Annotated in this window: 15 protein-coding genes, 6 pseudogenes and 1 riboswitch; of the genes and pseudogenes, 4 read left to right on the top strand and 17 right to left on the bottom strand. The window is 35.6% G+C overall.

The window, feature by feature from the left end; all coding sequences use genetic code 11:
• Positions 1 to 695: 695 nt before the first annotated feature.
• The 4 genes and pseudogenes from AB1284_RS02990 to AB1284_RS02975 all read right to left on the bottom strand — a co-directional run.
• The gene (locus AB1284_RS02990; RefSeq protein WP_429751794.1) at positions 696 to 1,145 is read right to left on the bottom strand and encodes an SMI1/KNR4 family protein; all 450 of its coding nucleotides are present in this window, start codon (positions 1,143 to 1,145) and stop codon (positions 696 to 698) included.
• Positions 1,146 to 1,160: 15 nt separating this feature from the next.
• Positions 1,161 to 2,696, bottom strand: coding sequence for an HNH/ENDO VII family nuclease (locus tag AB1284_RS02985; protein ID WP_429751796.1), 1,536 nt, complete (start codon positions 2,694 to 2,696; stop codon positions 1,161 to 1,163).
• Positions 2,693 to 3,055: a DUF3958 family protein gene (locus tag AB1284_RS02980; RefSeq protein WP_429751798.1), complete on the bottom strand. Its 363-nt coding sequence runs from the start codon at positions 3,053 to 3,055 to the stop codon at positions 2,693 to 2,695. The genes AB1284_RS02985 and AB1284_RS02980 overlap by 4 nt, the downstream gene beginning before the upstream one ends.
• Positions 3,056 to 3,130: 75 nt before the next feature.
• Positions 3,131 to 3,400, bottom strand: a pseudogene (locus tag AB1284_RS02975) (TIGR04197 family type VII secretion effector); the annotation flags it as partial.
• Positions 3,401 to 3,779: 379 nt separating this feature from the next.
• On the opposite strand from AB1284_RS02975, the gene AB1284_RS02970 reads away from it, so the two are divergent.
• Positions 3,780 to 4,208, top strand: coding sequence for an SgcJ/EcaC family oxidoreductase (locus AB1284_RS02970; RefSeq protein WP_429751799.1), 429 nt, complete (start codon positions 3,780 to 3,782; stop codon positions 4,206 to 4,208).
• A 362-nt stretch (positions 4,209 to 4,570) separates the two neighbouring features.
• On the opposite strand, the gene AB1284_RS02965 is transcribed toward AB1284_RS02970, so the two are convergent.
• The 3 genes from AB1284_RS02965 to AB1284_RS02955 all read right to left on the bottom strand — a co-directional run bounded on the left by AB1284_RS02965 (position 4,571) and on the right by AB1284_RS02955 (position 7,188).
• Complete coding sequence (locus tag AB1284_RS02965; protein WP_429751801.1) at positions 4,571 to 5,260, bottom strand: polysaccharide deacetylase family protein; 690 nt, start codon at positions 5,258 to 5,260, stop codon at positions 4,571 to 4,573.
• Positions 5,261 to 5,331: 71 nt separating this feature from the next.
• On the bottom strand, positions 5,332 to 5,985 hold the full coding sequence (locus AB1284_RS02960; protein ID WP_429751803.1) for a TVP38/TMEM64 family protein: 654 nt from the start codon (positions 5,983 to 5,985) through the stop codon (positions 5,332 to 5,334).
• 27 nt (positions 5,986 to 6,012) lie between these two features.
• On the bottom strand, positions 6,013 to 7,188 hold the full coding sequence (locus tag AB1284_RS02955; protein WP_429751804.1) for an MGDG synthase family glycosyltransferase: 1,176 nt from the start codon (positions 7,186 to 7,188) through the stop codon (positions 6,013 to 6,015).
• Positions 7,189 to 7,956: 768 nt separating this feature from the next.
• Here AB1284_RS02955 and AB1284_RS02950 point away from each other — a divergent pair.
• Positions 7,957 to 8,802: an AraC family transcriptional regulator gene (locus AB1284_RS02950; protein WP_429751806.1), complete on the top strand. Its 846-nt coding sequence runs from the start codon at positions 7,957 to 7,959 to the stop codon at positions 8,800 to 8,802.
• Positions 8,803 to 9,198: 396 nt separating this feature from the next.
• Here the strand turns inward: AB1284_RS02950 and AB1284_RS02945 are convergent, their stop codons facing one another.
• The 3 genes and pseudogenes from AB1284_RS02945 to AB1284_RS02935 all read right to left on the bottom strand — a co-directional run bounded on the left by AB1284_RS02945 (position 9,199) and on the right by AB1284_RS02935 (position 13,088).
• A complete protein-coding gene (locus AB1284_RS02945; protein WP_377882336.1) occupies positions 9,199 to 10,665 on the bottom strand; it encodes an amino acid permease in 1,467 nt (488 codons plus the stop codon).
• A 400-nt stretch (positions 10,666 to 11,065) separates the two neighbouring features.
• Positions 11,066 to 11,833: pseudogene (locus AB1284_RS02940) on the bottom strand (homoserine dehydrogenase); the annotation flags it as partial.
• Between the two features lie 31 nt (positions 11,834 to 11,864).
• The gene (locus tag AB1284_RS02935) at positions 11,865 to 13,088 is read right to left on the bottom strand and encodes a cystathionine gamma-synthase family protein (protein WP_377882335.1); all 1,224 of its coding nucleotides are present in this window, start codon (positions 13,086 to 13,088) and stop codon (positions 11,865 to 11,867) included.
• A 686-nt stretch (positions 13,089 to 13,774) separates the two neighbouring features.
• Here AB1284_RS02935 and AB1284_RS02930 point away from each other — a divergent pair.
• Complete coding sequence (locus AB1284_RS02930; RefSeq protein ID WP_377882342.1) at positions 13,775 to 14,419, top strand: GntR family transcriptional regulator; 645 nt, start codon at positions 13,775 to 13,777, stop codon at positions 14,417 to 14,419.
• A 101-nt stretch (positions 14,420 to 14,520) separates the two neighbouring features.
• Here the strand turns inward: AB1284_RS02930 and AB1284_RS02925 are convergent, their stop codons facing one another.
• The 3 genes and pseudogenes from AB1284_RS02925 to AB1284_RS02915 all read right to left on the bottom strand — a co-directional run.
• Complete coding sequence (locus AB1284_RS02925) at positions 14,521 to 15,183, bottom strand: IS6 family transposase (RefSeq protein WP_429754363.1); 663 nt, start codon at positions 15,181 to 15,183, stop codon at positions 14,521 to 14,523.
• A gap of 306 nt (positions 15,184 to 15,489) precedes the next feature.
• Positions 15,490 to 16,356, bottom strand: a pseudogene (locus tag AB1284_RS02920) (Rpn family recombination-promoting nuclease/putative transposase).
• 245 nt (positions 16,357 to 16,601) lie between these two features.
• Positions 16,602 to 16,925: pseudogene (locus AB1284_RS02915) on the bottom strand (alpha/beta hydrolase); the annotation flags it as partial.
• Positions 16,926 to 17,079: 154 nt separating this feature from the next.
• Between AB1284_RS02915 and AB1284_RS02910 the strand changes: the two are divergent.
• Positions 17,080 to 17,319 (top strand): annotated as a pseudogene (locus tag AB1284_RS02910) (IS3 family transposase); the annotation flags it as partial.
• Between the two features lie 111 nt (positions 17,320 to 17,430).
• On the opposite strand, the gene AB1284_RS02905 reads toward AB1284_RS02910, so the two are convergent.
• The 4 genes and pseudogenes from AB1284_RS02905 to asnB form a co-directional block, all read right to left on the bottom strand.
• Complete coding sequence (locus AB1284_RS02905) at positions 17,431 to 17,595, bottom strand: anti-repressor SinI family protein (protein ID WP_429751808.1); 165 nt, start codon at positions 17,593 to 17,595, stop codon at positions 17,431 to 17,433.
• Between the two features lie 16 nt (positions 17,596 to 17,611).
• Positions 17,612 to 17,708, bottom strand: a riboswitch (cyclic di-GMP riboswitch).
• Positions 17,709 to 17,857: 149 nt separating this feature from the next.
• Complete coding sequence (locus AB1284_RS02900) at positions 17,858 to 17,983, bottom strand: hypothetical protein (RefSeq protein WP_377882929.1); 126 nt, start codon at positions 17,981 to 17,983, stop codon at positions 17,858 to 17,860.
• 23 nt (positions 17,984 to 18,006) lie between these two features.
• Positions 18,007 to 18,462 (bottom strand): annotated as a pseudogene (locus tag AB1284_RS02895) (DDE-type integrase/transposase/recombinase); the annotation flags it as partial.
• A 557-nt stretch (positions 18,463 to 19,019) separates the two neighbouring features.
• Positions 19,020 to 20,903, bottom strand: coding sequence for an asparagine synthase (glutamine-hydrolyzing) (gene asnB, locus AB1284_RS02890; protein ID WP_429751810.1), 1,884 nt, complete (start codon positions 20,901 to 20,903; stop codon positions 19,020 to 19,022).
• Positions 20,904 to 21,027 lie beyond the last annotated feature (124 nt).

Here is a 21,027-nt window from a genome sequence, read left to right as displayed (position 1 = left end):
CGGATAACGTGTTCATAACGTAAATCCGTTAAAACGTACTTTACGATGACTTCAAAACATAATACAATCCTTTATTTTTTCCTCTACTATCGTCATACACTGTTCACAGCCATTACAATCTATAAAAATTTAACACTTAGCGCACTTATAAAATTATAGTGCTCTTTTAATTTTTCACGTTAAAACACAAAAAAGCACTTGTTGCCTTTCGTAGACAATCAAGCGCTTTAAGTTCATATGTATTTAAGTAACATAAAATTTGTAAGTTTTATTGTAACAGTATGACACCTTTTATATATCGTGACAAGTATTACATTAAAACTTACGAGCTTGTACGAGTTCGTTAGTTTTATGTCCATTCCATGTGTTTATATTCATCATCCAGTAAAATGTCATCTCGCCTAAGCTCGTACTTCGTTTTCTATTCTATCATTGCACACAGTACTCCATGATGGTACAACCATCATGGAGTACTTACTTTCAAACACCATATATTTTTTCTATCCACATCAAAAACAAATTCGTTTTCATTCTCTTTTCTTGTCTACCTATGTATAAAACTTTAACTATTCTTATATGTAAAGTGAAAAATATACTAATAATACTTATAACTTCTATTCATCATAAACAATTAATCTTCTTATAATAAAAATGACCTTATTCAGCTTTAAGCTAAACAAGGTCATTTATCTATATTAAAACTCTTCTTCCCATGCTTCTTTTGCATCCAATAACCTTTGTGATAAAAACTCATAAAAATTCTTTGCTGTATTGTAGTCATCAAGTCCACCTTGTCTATCCCATGCTATTACTGGGCACTCATTGTTTTCCATATTACTAGTGTCTAGACAATAAGCATATTCCCCAATATCTTCAATAACTACTAAATTCTCACTCATTCCTAAACCCCTATAACTCTCTGTTTCAATAACAACAGAAGCTATATTAGACTTAGCCACCCCTAAAATATCAACACCAAATAACCCACCAGAGCCATAATTAGTTAAAAACCACTTATAACTTTCTGGCAATTTTAACTGTAGGGTATCTTGAACATAATCAACTTGTTTTTTATCTACTCCACCAGTAAAGTCATCTGATTCCATATTTATCTTAATAAAATTGGTTAATTCCTCTTTATTCATTCAAAATTCCTCCTTTTATAATTCAGCTTTATCTATTTGTTTAGCTCTCCATCTCCAATATTTCGACCTGAAATTTTCATATTGCTTTTTTAACACAGGGTCGTTTCTAAAGCTTCCACCATTCTCCACTAATCCATGCAATATTTTATAATATTCCTTATGCATACTACCCGGGAGCTCCACCATTGATCCGGGCTCTCTTTGAATTAAATGATGAAGTTCTATAGCAGTTCCATCTTGCCAAATTGGTGCTCTTCCTTTTTTCATCAATTGGAGATTTGTCATACCAGTTTTAGGGTCAATTCTCATATAATCAATATCTAACCTTTGAAAAACCCGTCTGCTAATATCCCTTACTTCTCCATTAACTTTAGTTGTTCCAGTATATTCTACATCCTTATAGTTTTTATATTCTTTACCCTTAGTTCCTTCAACTGTTTTAGCAAATAACATTGTATCCTCAGCATGATTTAAACCAAAACTAGAGCCTAGGCCAATCTCACTTCCACCAGCAAAAGCAAATCTATCTCCCATATTTAATCTATTCGCAACCTGGGACATGCCTTGTGAGAATTTTGAGATATTTGCACCTTTTGCTAGTGTAGTTACTTTACTTATTCCTTTATCACCAATCAGTCCTAATCCTACTTGTGTTAGGGCATAACTAAACCATCTTGTACCACTTTCTAAATCACCATTTATTACATCATTAATAAATGAATCTGACAATACATTATACATGGTACTAAGGGTATCAATAGGGTGCAACGCAGCATCCCCCATGTTTTTCCACGTTTCCCAATCTCCTAAAGCCTTAAAGCCCTCCCATGTATCTTCAACAGCTTGTCCTGCACCATCCCACACGCCACTCAAAAATTTCTCTACGTTGGATTTTTCAGAAGGATTTTCTTCTTTAAGTTTCTCAGCTTCACGAGCTTTATCCTCTGTAATCTTTTGAATAGATGCCGTCCATCCCATATTCAATTCTTGTATACTAAATGTACCGCTTGCGGGACTGAAACCTTTCCCGCCTTGAACTTCCGCAAGACCTTGCGCGACGCTGGCAGCTAGTTGGAGTGCTGTATCGTAGTTACTACTAGAAGTATAATTGAATGCATACAGATGTTCCAACTTTTCTTGAAGCTTTCGTAGCATCGCATAATAAATCTGTAGCATCGCCTGCGCGCCCGGCATGTCTTCACTCATTGCTTCCAACGCTGCTATCGCTTGCTCAAGCTCTCGAATTTGATCTCGTATTTCTTGTTCGATGACATCTGTTGAGGCTACCTGTGATTGAAAGTCATTCGGAAAAGCATCATTTTGACGAATTAATTCTTCACATAAGTAAATAATCCCTTGCGCTAAAGTACGAAAGGTTTGTGCAAAGAATGTTTTTGCACTATCGTAAGTTTGTCCTTGCAAAACAGAATCGAATACAAAAGCGTCAATCGAATTGATGGCTTGTTCCATGCCTTGAATGGTTGCAACGCACAACGCATTCATACTTTGTGATTGAGCTCGCACTTCTCCTAGATACATATTTAAACTCATGACTTCACCTCCTGTGCTAATTTTTGACGTTGATGGTGAAGGTCATTTTCCAGATTACTTAGGTTTTGTTTCTCCTTTAGCAACGCTTCTTTTTGGTCTTCCAATTCGTTTGTAAGCTTTCGCTCGATTTGCCCAGCATCTTGACGCAGATGATGAAAGAATTGTCCTAGTTCTCTATCTTTATGCCAAGTTTCTAATATACGGTTAAACAGACGATAGCTTCGACCTTTCCATTCATAAAAATCTGCTTCCGTTTGTTCTTGTTTTTGAATAGCGCGTTGATTTTGAGATTGTTTGTCGGAGATAGTTATTAAATTACGATTCAATTCATTGATTTTTTGTTCAATTGCTTGACTCATCTTTTCCTCCTACTTTTTTGCGTTTGCATAGGTTACCGTATTAGCGAAAGGATTATTCATTAAAGAAGATTGATTAAAATTTTTATAGAGTTCATTATCCATTCGCTCAAATTCTTTCACTACAGAATGAATGTTATTGATTCCCTGTTGAAAGGCGTCATAAAATTGTTTAGTTAAATGTAAAGCTTGTTGATTTGCTTCTTGTGCTTTGGAGTTAACGGTTAACGTTGTACGTTCCGATTTGGTTACGGATCTATTTGCGGCACTTTGAATCGTATCGGCAGCTGTCCCCATTTGCGTTGCGATTTGTTCTGCCGTTTGAAAATTACTTTGAAATTGTCCCATCGCTTAAATCCTCTCTATCTTTTTCTGTTCAGTCTTTCAGAGTTTGTTCAAAAATCCATGGACTTCTTTATAATTTTACAAACTATGTAAATTATACCATATTAAAAAATGAGGTTTTTATAAAATTCCTAATCTTTTATTTTTCTTTTTTGTACCTCCTCAAGGCACTTAACTGTGTTACATATGGTAGTTTCTCCGTCCTCTACACAGTCTCTCTATTCTAGCCTGTGTCTATCTCCGCGTAATGATAAAACACAAAGGATTGTATTGTCTTCATCTAAAGGTAGGAATTTTATTTCCTGTCACTGAATAAAATAGTGTGCCTAATAGTAATAGAGAGAGATAGAAAAAATCCATTTTCAAAAGGGGTCGAGCAGAAATGGAAAATCAAACAAAGGACATTCAATTGATAAAGGACTTATTTGTGGCGTTGAGCAATGCCTGGAACAAGGGGGACGGAGGCGCTTACGGCGATTGCTTTACAGAAGACGCAGATTATGTGACGTTCATGGGCCAGCATTTAAAAGGGAGAAAGCAGATAGCTGAAGTTCATCAAATGTTGTTTAATGGTCCACTCAAAGGCACAACTTTGGAATCTAGTCTCACTATTGAAGTGCAGCCGCGCTTTATAACATCCAATGTAGCCATTGTTCACGGGATTGGAGAAGTGAAATTGCCTAATTCTGCGGAGGACCCTAATGAACGGGGATCAATCAATACGAATATGGTAATCAAACAAAACGATGAATGGAAAATAACTGCGTTCCATAATTGCCGCATCCAGCAAATACATGGTGGTCGAAATTAATTCAGATACGAAGATTTGACGCTTACATCTCCGCCAAACGCTTCGACAATAGATAAATACCACATTGCGCAGTTTTAGAGGCTGGATAAACTTTAAAGAGTTTTTAAGAAGATGAAATTAGAATACTACTAACTGAGGTTTTACATTACGGAGAAAGATTAGCGAATTGAACTACCCCCACCTACCGCTTCGCGCTTGAGGTGGGGGTCTTCTCACCAGATATGATAAATTAAAATCAACAAAAAAGAAAACCGCCCTTGTAGGCGGTTTTACTTTACGCTTATATGTTTACTTTCTTTAACTCCATTGCCATGTCATTTGACACCTCATGTTTCATTTTTTCTCATTACAATCCATGTCTATCACAATTCGTCAATTCTTACACAAGACATACCTCGGCTTGATACTTCTTTAAAGACATCTTTTAATGCATCAATGGTATTCATAGGAGCATCTTCATCCGCTCCAAAGGTTTTTCCGCAATCATGCAAGAGGATGACATCCCCATTTTTGATATCCCGTAATAGTCTTGTTTTAATTTTTCCACTGCCGCCTTTACTGCTCCAATCCTCTGCCATTACCGACCATAGGATGATCTTATACTTTTTCATTAGAAAAAAATCGAATACATTTAATAATCCCCATGGCGGACGGTAATAGACGGGGCGTTCCCCAGTAATGTTTTCAATGATGGAAGCACTCTTTCTTAAATGCCCCCTTATCGTCCAAGGGGCCATAATCCAGTTGGACTTGTGCACGTAATTATGCATTCCTATTAAATGCCCCTCTGCTTGTATTCTTTCAATTAACTCAGGGTATTGTTCCGCTTTCGAACCAACGACAAAAAATGTCGCTTTTATATTATTTACTTTTAACAAGTCCAATAGCTGCGGAGTATAAATAGGATTGGGACCGTCATCAAAAGTAAAAGCAATTTTTGCAGAAGAATCTTTCCTTTTTACTACCCCGATACCAAAACCGGTAGTAAGAATATATGGAACAAGCCAGTATAATACTAATAAGAGCAACACCAATAAAATAACCTTGACCATTTCCTACACGATCCCCTTTCTATCATTTTTGTTCTTGCAGTGTTTCATTTTAGAAGTGCTCAATAAGAGCCTTAATCCATTTTTCTTCGTAAGACAATACTTAAGAGAAAAGACAAGATAAAAAGTCCGCCGCCAAGTATAAAAGGAATGAATCTTCCATAACGCACCCCTGCAAATAGGCTGCTTACCGAGATGGTATAAGGCAATATCCCTAAGGCGGTCGTCCATATAAAAGCCCTTCTGTTTACGCCCAATATACCTGCCGTATAGTTGACGAAATGATAAGGAACTAACGGCACAAAACGCAGAATCAAAAGCCCCGTAACTCCTTGTTTTTGTAGCCAACGATCTATTTTTACCAAGTAAGGTTTAGCCAATGATTCAACGATTGGACGAGCGAACCAATTAGATAGATGATACGCAAGGACTGCCCCTAAGATTCCGCCAATCCATGAATAGAATCCACCTGCAACTGCACCGTATATTTCGATAAGAAAAAGAGAAACAAATTCGCCAGGCACAGGTATTACATTGACAACCGTTTGAATCATAATACCTAATAATATCCCGAAAACACCGAGATGACGAATGGATTCAAGCCATGCTTTTGCCGATCCTGTATGAAGAAAATATAAATATATTCCGGTAAGAAGTAAGAAAATAATCAAACTTCCAATAGATAAAGAGCGAGCTGCTGGTTTCTTGAACTTGTTTGACGCAAACATTAAAATTCCCATATTTCACCTTATTAACTATGAACCAAATGAGTACATGAGGTCATGTGCATTGTACTTGTTTTCTTTTGTATGAATAATTACTTCTGCTGATGCAAACGCAGATTCTTTAGGATGAAATTGTTTCGAATTCTCCCTCATCTGTTGAAGTCGTTCTACATTGCTCAATAATTTGGATAAACGATCGGTTAAGTCCTGATCCGTGTTTGCTTGAATCGCCACGCCTGAACGAACTAAAAATTTAGCGTTATCCTGTTCTTGACCAGGAATAGGTTTATAAAGAAGTATAGGCAATTCCATCGCAATCGCCTCAAAAGTAGTGACTCCTCCTGGTTTTGTAATCATTAGATCGGAAATAGCCATTAACTCATGAACGTAATTGATATAACCAGTGAGATGGATGTGATGTTTGGAATCCTTTAACTTTTCCTTTAATTGCATACGGAGTTTTTCATTATGTCCACAAACAATGATTAATTGAATAGGCTGAGATAACGTATCAAACTCCTGAAAGGTGGAACTTCCATCACCAATCATGCCATACCCGCCCCCCATTACTAACACTGTAGGAATATGGGGATTTAAACCATATTTCTTGAAAATTTCCTCTCGTTCAAAGGACTGAGAAAATTGCTGTCGAATAGGAATCCCTGTATGAGCAATCCGATTCTCTTTAACGCCTAAGTTAATGAGAGAATCGCGGACAATACTTGATCCGACAATATATTGATCCGTAAACGGATAAATCCAGCAACTATGATCTGTATGATCAGTAATGGTCGTTACAGTAGGAATATCAGTTAAACCATAGGATTTCAACTTTGACATCACAGCTGCTGCCAAAGGAAACGTACTAACTACGACAGTCGGCTGCACTTCTTCAAGCAATTTTTGCAATCGTTCAAAACCTGTAGAGAAAATCGTCTTTATCAAATTGGATAAAGGGTTCACTCTCCGTGTTTTTTGATAAATATACCCATACACCTGAGGGAATTTTTTTACTCCTTCAAGGAAAAGGAAACGACTTACATGATTAGAATAGGGATGGACCCATTCCATAAAATCAAAAATCACCGGTTCTAATGTCGGAAATCGAATTTGTATCGCTTCCTGTAGAGCTTGGGCTACTTGAATATGACCATCCCCGTAATTTCCGGTAAGGATTAAAATTTTTTCTTTATTTACTACCTTCATTGATCTCTGCTCCTTTAAAGTGTTAATGTGATTTTTATCTATGAGGTTCAAGTGCCCCACATAATCTTCATCTCAACACTAATGGCCAAACTGAAAAAGACTTCTTGGCAACATGTTTTACTGTACGGTTTGGTAATAACAATCATCTATACACAAGCCCTACCATTTTAAATAAACATTCAACCAATAAAATGACGGCTATAATATCCATAATGACATGTTGTTTTATAAATAAAAACCATCTAATCTAACAATTAGATGGCTTTTTCTATACATAATATTCTTATGTTACTTTTAATAGTATCGTTCTTTCTTCAAATTCTTTTTTTATATCTTTCCTTTCACATTTTTAGACAAAGAATCTACTGATATTAAATAAAAAGATTTTTAATTTTAGAAATTTAAAAAACAAAAGTACATTCTCATTTGTACCCTGTCCTGAATAACGAGAAATCACCTACTATTCAGGGGTCACATCTTAGTTACAACTAGTGATACCTTACGTTACAGGGAAAATAAGTTAAATAAATGAAAAGGATGATTTTTTTAAAAGGAATTGGAAAATTATGTTAGAATAATATAAAATTTTCAATAGCGAAATAATAGGATTAAATAAAAAGAATATACAAACAACAGAGAACAAAGAGTGCATCTTTATTTTATATTCTATTAAAAGGTGTATTTTTTGTACCGACATTTTTAGGCATGAAATGTCGGTTATTATGATCTGTTATGTATTAAAGTGAATATTTGAAAGGGAGTAAACTTATGGATTGGCTAGAAAGAATGAATAATGCATTGGATTACATTGAGAATCGTTTGGATGAAGACATAGATTACAAGGAGATTGCAAAGGCAGCTAATTGCTCTGAGTTTCATTTCTCAAGAATGTTTTCTTCAATTTCAGGTGTGTCGCTTTCAGAATATATTAGACGAAGACGATTAACGCTTGCAGCATTTGAAATTCAAAAAAGTGATATTCGAATCATCGATGTGGCGGTTAAATACGGTTATATTTCTTCCGATGCTTTCTCACGTGCTTTTAAAAAAATGCATGGAATAACCCCTTCCACTGCTCGTAATAAAGGAGTACAGTTAAAAGCCTTTCCGAAAATTTCCTTTCAAATTTCTATAAAAGGTGGTACCGAGATGGACTACAGAATTGAAAACCTCGATTTTGAGCTAAGAATTGTAGGAAAGAGTAAGCCCGTAAAAACAAGCAGTGCATTTAAAAAAATCCCTACACTTTGGAACACTGCGAAAAAAGATGGATTTATGCAAGAATTAATAGATATGTCATGGGAAAATCCCAAATGCACACTTGAAAGTCTTTTGGGGGTTTGTGGAAAAGAAGCTGCCATAACAGAGGAAGAATTTTCCTACTTTATGGGTGTAAGATACGATGGGGAAGCACCAGCTGATATGGAAACACTCATTATTCCTGCAAGTACATGGGCAGTTTTCCCGAACATAGTGGATGCATGGAAACGTTTATACTCTGAGTGGGTCCCAACCTCTGAGTATGAACTTGCAAATTTACCATGTATAGAATGTTATTACGGTCCGAAACATAAACCAAGACATGAACTCTGGGTCCCTGTTATACCGAAATAAAAAAGAAGCTGTTTATGGAATAACGAAAAAACCAATTTTCAATTTAAATGCTTAGGAATTCGAGTTTTCTATATTGTGATTTTGTTAAAGTTGTAAATCTGCATTTTGCTAATGCTACTTTCATAAAAAGTCAGATATAATGTACCAACTAATAAAAAGGGGAATTTTGTTTTGAAAAAGAAAAAATACTTTCAGCATTACTTTCTTTAGGTTTAACATTTCGTGTCGGAATTACTACATTAGTACTTCCTAATAGGGGTACCGCCACATGCCCATCAAGCTAAGAATTCATAATTACCCCAAAACAAAGATTTTACACAAATTGCTCAATTTTATCATTTTGGGGTAGTTTATTTTGGTTAGGTTGATGGCGATGGGGCGCTACCCCTTTAAAGATTAATTGCAATTGTTTTGAGTTTTTTGCACTAGAACCATATTCTCAATATACTGATCGAGTTCATCATGGGAATCTATTTGATGCTTCTTTCCACGATTTTTCATATAGTAGAAAAAATAGCATAAAGCAATGAATGGTACTCCGCTATACAGGGCAATTCGTTGGCTTGGATCGAAAGCAAGACCTACACAAGAAGCGAAACATAAAACAAAAGCAGCGATGGGCACGAAAGGATAAAGTGGTGTACGAAATTTCAAATTTCTAATATTCCCACCCACTTCAAGAAATCGCTTACGAAACATATACTGCGATAAAGCAATTCCCATCCATACTATAACCACTGCAAATCCTGATATAGCCACAAGCACTACATAAACTGTATCAGGTGCAACTACACTAGAGAATAATGACAAGCAGGCTACTGCCATACTTACAATTAAAGCATTAAGCGGCACTCCTTTTGACGTTACCTTTCCTAAGAGAGGGCTTATTGTTTTTTCGTTTGAAAGAGACCATAACATACGGGTAGATGCATAGAGACCGGAATTGGCTACTGACAGTAAAGCTGTAAGAATAACAAAGTTCATAATATCAGCAGCATAAGGAATCCCTATATTATCAAAAACCATAACGAACGGACTTTCAATGACTCCCGCTTTTTTCCACGAGATTAATCCAGATAATACAAATATAGCACCAATAAAGAAAAAAACTGTTCGCCAAATTACGTTTCTAATAGATCGCGGAATGTCTTTTTCCGGATTTTCACTTTCTCCAGCGGTAATACCAATGAGTTCTGTTCCTGAAAAGGCAAAGTTCACGGAAATCATAGCCATAAAAACTGGAAGCAGCCCATTAGGAAAAAGACCTCCTTCACCGGTAAAATTAGAAAGCATCGGGGCAGATGCATTGCCGTTCATAGGAATGAAGCCAAACATCGCAGATCCCCCCAATACGATAAATAAAATAATGGTGATTACTTTAATGCCAGCAAACCAAAATTCTGTTTCAGCAAAAAATTTCACTGAAAAGGCGTTTAGTAGAAAAAGTGTAATCGCAAAGATGAAACTCCATATCCAAACGGAAGTTTCAGGGAACCATCTCTTCATCAATAGACCGGATGCGGTAAATTCCGAACCTACCGTAACCACCCAGGTAAGCCAGTACATCACACCAATGGTGAATCCGGTAGCAGGACCGATATACTTTGTAGCATATGTTTGAAATGAACCGGTTATCGGCATAGCTACAGTTAATTCACCAAGGCATAGCATGACAAGATACATAATCAGTGCGCCAACCAAATAAGCGAGAATCGTCCCCCCCGGTCCAGCTTGATTAATCGTATAGCCTGTGCTTAGAAAAAGACCCGTTCCAATTACCCCACCTAGCGAAATCATGAACAAATGTCTGCTTTTCATGGAACGCTTTAACTGATTTTGATCGGTATTATTTGCGTCTAGCATCCAGTCTCCTCCTTTTTGTATAAGTAATACGGCTCCTAGTAAAATCTTTTCTATTTACTCTTTATAAGGGATCCATCATCTGGTCAGTACCGATGACCTGGAACGCTACCTGGTTAATCATCTCCGCCATAACCGAGTTGACTGGCATATAGGAAATCTTTTTCAATTCGATATGACATCTACTGTCTCCTAAGATTTACACTTAGTTACCTGCGATTATATTAAGTAACTCACTCATTGCTATATGCTTCTTGGAGTAGATAATAACATATAACAATTGGGTATTTTTACAGAATAATCAGACTATTATCCGTGAAGATCGACCTATACAGGTCGATTCTTATAAAGCTATCATTGTCACCATTAAATTGTCTTATTATCTTTTAGATGACATTTGTTTTGTAAGATGACTAATTCCTTCGCATTTTACTTCTTCTCGTTTCATCGGAATATTCATTACAATATTAGCAAGAATGGTAGCTTTATACTGAGCATCATACCCCTCGACATCGCTAGTAGGATCTACCTCTGCATAACCCAGAGTTTGTGCCTCAGCCAATGCTTCCTTATAGCTCAAGCCTTCTTCCATTTTGGTTAGAATATAATTAGTCGTTCCATTTAAAATCCCACGTATTTCAGAAATATTATTTCCTGCCAATGAAACAATGGGCATTCTTAATGCAGGTGTTCCACTCATCACTGTTCCTTCAAAGCCCCATCGAACATCATTCTTTTTGGCTAACTCCGCTCGCTCTTGGTAAGCTAAAGAAACGGGACCTTTATTACTCATTACTACGTTTTTTTTGCTTTCAAATGCTGCCTTACAATGATCGATAGCAGGTTGTCCGGTTTTTACATCTGTGAAAGTAATCTCTACAACGGTGTCCGCATTACTCTTACGTATTGTCTGAAAGCTATCCCATCCTCTTACCAAACCAGAGGTTTCAGGATAACTATCTAGCGTTCCCGTTTCCTTTACAGCTTGTAATGCTTGAGAAATATCCAAACCTTCAGGATGATAAAGAGAACCCTTCATGACATCGGAAATAGCAACAATTTTAGCATCAAGGCCAAGTCCGCTACGTAACAATTCACCTTTTTCTTCTAAAATTTCTGCCAACCCTTGACCAACTACACCAAATCCAAGCAACGCAATTTTATGTGTTATGCCTTAATGCCTCTCCCCTTATTAATATTTTTTATTTGGAGCTCCTGGTAACTGGTAGTTGTGACTCCAAATATGCAAAGGCTTGTTCTAAATCAGAAATAAGATCTTCCGTATCTTCAATTCCTACTGAGATACGAACCAAACCCTCCGGAATACCAAGAGCTTTACGTTCTTCGAGGGTACATTCGACATGACTAGTCGTTCTTGCAGGTCCGTATATAGTTTCAACAGCCCCAAGGTTTCCAGCTTTGTTTGCATATTGTAGTTTTGGCAATAAAATTTTTATGGCTTCCATTTCATCTTTTAATACAAAACTTAATACTCCGCCGAACCCCCTCATTTGTTTCTTTGCAATATCGTGATGTGGATGTGTTTCTAATCCAGGATAATAAACCGCTTCTACAAGCTTTTGCTTTTGCAAATACTTTGCGATTTCCATTGCACTCTTTTCTTGCTGCCGTACACGAAGTTTTAACGTTTTCATCCCTCTTAAAATAAGATAGGCTGACCACGGATCCATCGTCGCTCCATTGATTTCGCGATAATGATAGACTTTTTGCATCAGCTCTTTGGATCCGCACACTACACCACCTAACGCATCGGCATGTCCGCTTAAGAACTTAGTGGCGCTATGAATTACAATGTCAACTCCTAATTGAAGCGGATTCTGATTAATAGGAGTAGCAAAGGTACTGTCTACAATAACCAATGCACCCACAGATTTTCCAGCTCTCGCCATTCTCTCAATATCAGTAATTTTCATGGTAGGATTGGTAGGAGACTCCAAATATAAAACCTTACACCCTTTGGTCACTTCAGCTTCAATTTCTTCATGATTTCCTGTGTTGCATAACGTCACCTCTATATCGAGATTCGGCAAGAATTCAGTAAAGATTTTATTGGTTCCCCCATATGTATCTTTAACTGATATAACCCGGTCCCCTGGTCTTAAAAATGTATGCAGTGTACTGCTAATGGCAGCCATTCCGGATGAGAAACCAATAGCTGCCTCAGCTCCTTCAAGGATTCTTACTTTTTCTTCTAAAGCTTGAATAGTTGGGTTCATCATACGGTTGTAAATATATCCAGGTCTATTTCCCATAGCAACCTCATGCCACTCATCTACGTCATCGTAATTGTAGGCTACACTAAGCACCACTGGAACTTGAGTTGCATTGTAAGCAAGTGATTCTTTTTCTCCCGCCCATACAGCTTTTGTACCGTCTTTTACAGCTTTAAATTTTTGCTCACTCATATATCTCTCACCTCTAAATTTTTATAACTTTGCTAACTATATCCTTTTATTATCCAAGTTCAACCAGATATATAATATATTATATATTGTATATTTTTTATTAAAAACTCCCCCCTTTGTCTTATATTTGTTACCACTTCTCCTTTTATTTGCTTAAATTTACTCTTTCTTAATTTTTCTAGTCTTAAGTTAATTGATAAGAATAAATAGTAAATCAGCATGAGTTAATTATACTAGATATACAATATATTTTATTTTGTATATTGTATATTATTCGGAATAATCAGAAAAATTATTTGTACTACGAATTATACAATGGCCTTATCGCTTTTTCAATGTGTGATTACTCTAATTTTAAAAATATTTTCAGATTGAAAGTGTTTAGTTTTTAATAATATCAAACATGCTCTATATATTTGGACGTCTTAAAACAAGAACCAACAACGCTCCGCCTCTTCCTCATTTCTTCAATCCATTTAAAATATGGAGCTCTACGCGTCGATTCGCTATATATTAGAATTAGAGACTATAGGGATGGATGTAATAGTGAGTTAATATATTGCAATATAGTGGAGATATTGAAGAGTTTATAAGCTGGTGCTAATGTAAAAATGTAAGAACTTCTGCTTTTATATTATATATTGTATAATATATAATATTATCTTTTAACTTAGGGGGGAAGAACTATCAAAAACAGATACCACTCACTAAAAGATCATGTATATGATTATATAGCAAAAAGAATTCAGAATGGAACATTGCTTCCTAACCATAAGATAAATGAAGCAGCACTATGTGAGAAATTAGAAGTAAGCAGAACTCCTGTAAGGGAAGCTTTAATACAACTAGCTTCAGAAAATTTACTTGAATACCTTCCCCGAAAGGGATTTATCGTTAAAGAGCTTGATACCAAGAAGAAGCTTGATGTTTTTCAAATTGTTGGTGTATTGGATGCCCTAGCCGCCTCATTATCTGTAGAACATATCACAGAGGATGATATTGAACTAATGGAAAAGTTGGCTAAGCAAATTGACCTTTCAATTTCACAAAAACACTATTCAGACTATCAAAAATACCAAAACCAATTCCATAAAGTATATATTGATAAATGTAATAACAATACGTTAATTGAACTCCTTGCTTCTTTACAAAACAGTTTTGTTAGACAAATTTATTTAAGTAAAGATGAAGAAAAACTTTTCGCTGTATTAGAGCAAATGAATGAAGATCATAAACAAATTATCAATTACTTAAAAAAGAGAGACAGAGAGAATTTAGAGCGACTTATTAAAAATGAGCATTGGAAAATAACTCATATAGATATGATATAGGAGGTTCTGGCGCAAAAATCATTTGATAGGAAATAAACCGGTTCTGGTGCAAAGATGATTTCAAAAAAACATAGGACATGAATTTCCTATTAACTTACGGATTATGCTGCAATGCCAAACAGTTTATCAATGAATTCTTTTCGATTTTGGACAGACTTCACCCCTTGGTGAACTTGCCCTTTTTTCATCATATGCATGGCTTCAATGCCACGTACTATTGAAGTAGCAGTTTCATACGTTTTGAATCCCAGCATAGAGCGTACTCTTTTCTTAATGAAACGATGATCTTGTTCTACGATATTATTGAGATATTTCACTTGTCTCATTTGGATGCCTTCAGGCATCTCTTGCTCGTCTTTTAACTGTTGAATGGCTACAGGATATGCTGGATTTTTATCGACCGTTATGACACGAGGCTTAGAAACATGAAAAGACCGCAAAGCTTTCTTGAAGAAGCACTTTGCAGCCTTTTGGTCTCTTGTTTTGCTTAGGCAAAAGTCAATGGTGTTTCCTTCGGAATCCACTGCGCGATATAAATACATCCATTGACCTTTTACTTTGATATACGTTTCATCCACTCTCCATGAATCATTTGTACGTTTTAGATGACGACGAAGTCGCTTGTCTAATTCAGGACTATACTGATGAACCCAACGCATAATGGTCGTATGAGCCATCGATAATCCTCGTTCCTCCATTATTTCCACAAGGTTACGAAAGCTCAAGTTGTACCGTAGGTACCATCTGACAGTAAGAAGAATAATATCGGGTTAATAATGTTTCCACTTGAATAAATTTTGCTTTTCCATACTGATCACGCTCCTTTTTAGAGTACTAGTATCAGTATGTCCAAGTTTACTAGATTTCTTGCACCAGAACCCCTTTTATTAATAAAAGGGATAGTAATGTCAATGTCACTTTAGGCAGCAATTTTCATAGCCATATTTGCAGGAATAATTGCCGCTAACTACCTCCACCTATCTGCTTCGCGCTCGAGGTGAGGATCTTCTCGCCAGATATGATAAAAAAACTTTGCGAACGTTTTCGCAAAGCTTCCATAATTACGTACACTATAATAGTAATTTTCGTACTTCCTCTGTACTTAGACCAGTGAATTTTGCAATATCTTCTAAAGGCATTCCATTTTTATGCATACCACGAATTAATTGTGCACGCTCAGCTAATTTACCTTCTTCATGAGCATGAGCTATTTTAGCTTGTTCATCTAGAAGTACTTTTTCACGTGCCTCATAAGCTGTTCGAAAAGAAGAATCATGGCTCATATTTTCCCATTTATTGATTGCCTTTTGTAAAATTGGATCTTGATTCATCGCAATCTCCTCCAATGTTTGAGTTAAATGTTCATCTTCATGGGCTGGTAACAATAACATTCATCGAACAAATACATTTTCCCACGGGTTTACCTTTTCTTCACGCCACTGTTTAATCAATTTCGGTATCTCTACAAAATGGATTTCAATATCGTCACTTAATACTTGTCGCGACTTTGTATTCCACAATTGTCCGATAGTATGAAATGCATCATCATGAGAAAATAAAGTAAAATCTAATAAGTTAATGGTAATGGTTTTTCGAAGAGAACGATACGGCATCCCTTCTTGCATTTGGGACGTATAGAGTTTACTCCAGTAATATAAAGAACGTTTAACCATATCATGTGTATTCCTAAGCTGGATTTCAATATTTACTTGTGTTCCATTGTCAAGTGTCGCTAATAAATCTAAAATTGATAATTTATCATCTTCATATGATTTGTGAAGATGCGAATCTTCTAATTGTAGTGACACGATTGGTACCTCTAACGATTCAACTAAAACTGCATTTAAAAAACCAATTAAGATTTCTTCATTCCCCTTTGTTCCAAATAACTGTTTAAAAGCAAAATCAATTCGTAAATTTACTAATTTAGTGGACATGGGCTTCCTCTCCCTGTCTATATCATTTCTTTTTCTCATTGTACCTAAAAACAACCAGGACATGCAAACGAACCCTCATCCTATTCTACATATATAATTGAATAATTAGCTTTGAAAACCCCTAATCCTCCAAAACCTCCGAACAAAGCAATTAGACTTCCCCACGTAGTTATAACATTTTAGGATTAGTGAAAAATAGAATCGCTGCAATCATTCATAATCAAAATACAAGTACTATCATACTTTCACCCCATTATTCGAGTTCGAATAAAATCGATAGCATCTTGGGCAATTTTCTTACGATTAAGTACAATTCCTGAATGACCACAATTATATACATACCGTCTAGGTCTTCCCCACGATCCCCATAAATGACTTGTATCTTCAATACGAACGTATTGGTCATGTTTTGCTGAAATTAGTAAAATATTATCTTTATTCATCATAAGAATAGCTTGGCTAGGATCTATTATCTTCCAATATTCAACTAAATATTTATAAGTGACTCCATTATCTTGTAAATCAGCTTTGATGTATTTACCAGGATTCGTCTTCCATATTGAATAAGTAGGAAAGAACTCATCTTGTTTAAAGGAATGAGTGTCTTTTTTCTGTAAATAAAAAATGATGTACACCTATAAATCAATTGGCCTTTCTAAATAATAGAACGCGCATACATATCACTTTGCTAGTTGTTCTTACAAATAAAAGGGGCTCTGGTGCAAAGAAAAAAGCATTATCACAAGCATGTCTCGGAAAAGAAACTGCCATGATAATGCCGTGATGGAAAGCTTCTTCGGACATTTGAAAAGCGAAACTTTCTACTCACAAAATCTAACCAAAGTATTCAACACAACTGTGCGAAAAACTGTATTAGAATACATCCATTACTACAATTGTGTGCGAATTCAGGAAAAATCAAACTACCTATCCCCTAAGGAATATAAGGAACAGGTAGTTTAGGGGTTTTGATGCGTGTCCCATTTTCAGGGTTCACTTCACTAAATGGCAGAGCTTTTTGTCTATCCTAATAAGATAATCAAGCCACTTTTACGAACATAACCTCTTTAAGTGTTAATTACCGCATATCTTGTTCTGTTCGCTGAAAAAAAAATTACGTACTTCATTAACAGTCAAGCCCATTCTCTTGGCATCGAGAATTAATTCTTGCCATTCTAGGTCAATAAAATCTGTTTCCTGCTCTTGATCTTTAACTTTTTTTTCAACCTGATTTTCCATCTAATCCCCCGTTTGCACCGGTAGCCCAGCCATCATAATGAAAATATCATGTTTATCACCTTAGATCTGGAGCTTTGCGTCCTTATCTTTCGATAAGTTTGCCTTTATCGATCATATACCTCCTGTTTATCTTTACATAACCACTTGTTGATATTATATAAAGAACCTAAACTTATGCACAATAGAAAATAGAAAAAAAAACCTATTTTTCCTGTTTTAAGCAATTTTACAAAAATACTTAAACGGATGTAGAAAATACTTATTATTTGTTTTCTTTTTCAGTTTTTTTTAACTCCAAAAACGCTTTAAATTCTTCTTTCGAAATACCAGCCTTCTGTAATTCCTCAAGTAACAAAATCCAATCCTTATCCAATTTTATGTTCTTCACCTGTATCCTCCGGAAATTTTAATTCATATCATAAGATATTTTACCAGATTAACATCCCTACAATATAGAAATATAGGTTCTGTTGAAAAGGCGGAGTCTCTTTGAAGACTTCGCCTTTGTTTATATAGGGCATGATTGGTTTCAATACCTTTAATTGTACGTGAAGCATGACGAAGATTTTGAAATCCTGCTGATTTGACAAAACGTCTCTTTACATACCTATGATTCTATTCAATAAGATTGTTTAAATGTTTGATTATACAATGGATTGTAGTTTGATAAAATCTTTGTTTTCTTACTTTGTTACATGCACAAAGTAATGCCGGCGCTTTATCTGTAGTGAGAACCGTTTGTTCTCCAAAATGTTTTACTAATCTTTTCATGAAGGCATAGGCAGCCTGATGATCCCGTTTTTTACGAAGTTGAATATCCAATGTATGCCCATCTTTATCAATTGCACGATAGAGATAACGCCATTCTCTAGGATCACCTCTTGTACACGCATAACTCTTCACCCCCTAAAACCTTTTTGCGCTCGGTCTGCCGACCTCGCTACGCCTCCCGCTGTGGGCTATGTCCCCTAACTCATAAACAAACATACATGCTCTTATCATTATATACATGATGGACTATCTTTTTGATGTCTGATTATGGAGTATATCATGTAAGAAAAAAGAGGATATACGCCCTATATTGGACATGGTATCCTCTTCTAATTGTAGTATGTTTAAAATGCTTATTGCGTGATTTGGTTCTATTGCTACACAGACCCCAGCTATATTTATATCCTGCATAGTTCAGATAAAACGACCTTTTCATAATCATTTATTTTAACTCTAGTAATCTTTATATCCCACATAGTTCAGATAAAACGTCTTTTTGTTAAACCGAAAAACAATTTAGATGGTTCTGGTGCAAATACTTAAGAAAGATATAAAGAGACAAAAAGTTTCCTAGTGGAATCTAGTCTTAAGCAGCAATTCCAAATAGTTGATGGATGTGGGGTGGTACCATTAAAATTATATATGTATATATACTACTTTAAAGTTTCGTGAAATATACTTGTATTAAATTTATGTTCTATATAGATTTGATGCCATACCATAAATGATAAAACTGTCCAAATTTTACGGCTGTAATCTCCTTTTCCAATACAGTGTGCTTCGAGCAATTTCAAAACGTATTGCTTATTAATTAAATGATCTGTCTGACTTTCTGTGATAATAGTTACAGCCCAATCATACATTTCATTCTTTAGCCAATGACGAATTGGTACAGGAAAACCTAGTTTTTTACGTTTTAGCACATGATTCGGAACAATGCCTTTTACTGCTTTTCGTAGAAGAAATTTTGTTGTTCCATTTACAATTTTTAAATCATCTGGGATCTTTGATGCAACATCGAACACTTCCTTATCTAAAAATGGAACGCGAAGTTCTAAGGAGTGCGCCAATGTCATTCTATCTGCCTTTACAAGTATATCACCACGCAACCAGGTAAACATATCAATATATTGCATCTTACTTACATCATTATAGGAACGTATTTCATTGTACAAAGGTTTGGTAATGTCCATGTAGTTTACAGCATTACTGTAGTTTTGCATGAGCTCTACTTTTTCACTTTCTCTGAAAATTTTTGCATTTCCATAGTAACGCTCTTCGATGGGCATACAGCCACGTTCAATAAAGCTTTTTCCTTTGAAATCTGTTTGTAATGCACCACTCAACGCTTTTAGAGCGCGTTTTCCTGATGATGGAATGTACTGAAATAACTTTAATGAATTCGGTTCACGATAAATATTATAACCACCGAATAATTCATCAGCCCCTTCACCAGATAAAACCACTTTGACATGCTTACGTGCTTCTTTTGCTACAAAATATAACGGAACAGCGGCTGGATCCGCCAATGGATCGTCCATATGCCACATAATTTTGGGAAATTCATTCATAAATTCTTCTGGTGTTACAAGAACGCTATAATTTCTCACATTGAGTTTGTCTGCTGTTTCCTTTGCTATATCAATTTCACTAAAACCTTCATGTTCAAAACCTACAGAGAATGTCAATAAATTAGGATTAAACTCTTTTGCAATAGATACAACGATTGAGGAATCGATCCCCCCAGATAAAAAGGATCCAACAGGAACATCGCTTCGCATATGCAATTTTACAGAATCATATAATACATCACGAATATTTTTAATATGATCCTCTTTTACTACATTAGAAGCATTAAAATATGGCTTCCAGTAGCGATAGAAGGAAATTTCTTTCTCAGGTTCTTTAACAAAATAGTGTCCTGGTTCTAGCTTATTAATCGCTTTATTTAAGGATTGTGGTTCTGGTGCATATTGATAAGTAAAATAATGATGTAGAGATGAAATATTTATACCTTTATCTCTCAATGCATAGAGAATGCTTTTCTTTTCAGATGCAAAATAAATCATCTCTTCTTCTTGTGCAATAAACAATGGTTTAATACCAAAATGATCACGTGCACCGAATAAGCGCTTTTCTTCACGATCCCAAATTACAAATGCAAACATGCCACGCAAGTAATCTACACACTTTTCCTTCATTTTTGCATATAAAGCGATTAGTACTTCTGTATCTGATTGTGTTGAAAATGTAGCACCTTTTTCAACAAGCATATTTCGAAGTTCTACATAGTTATAAATTTCGCCATTAAAAATAATTACATATCGCTCATTTTCATATGTCAATGGCTGATGACCAGCCTTTAAGTCAATAATACTCAAGCGACGGAAACCAAATTGTACATGTTCATCACGGAAATAGCCTTCATCATCTGGACCACGGTGAAGAATAATTGAATTCATCATCTCAAACTGTACAATATCCTCAGTTGAAAATTCCCTAGGTCTATCATATAAGCAACCTACAAAGCCACACATACTGTTACCTTCTCTCTAAAAAATTCCTTTTACAAAATATCACCTTAGATATGAACAAAGATAAAGTAATCCTTACCATGAATTTTGAGTAAAGCAAGGACATTCGTTCTTTTATAACATATTC

Origin of the sequence: Bacillus sp. S2(2024) (genome assembly GCF_050474045.1) — a bacterium.
Taxonomy (GTDB): domain Bacteria; phylum Bacillota; class Bacilli; order Bacillales; family Bacillaceae_G; genus Bacillus_A; species Bacillus_A yunxiaonensis.
Note: the sequence above shows the minus strand (reverse complement) of the source record. Positions and strands in the feature narration are given on the sequence as shown.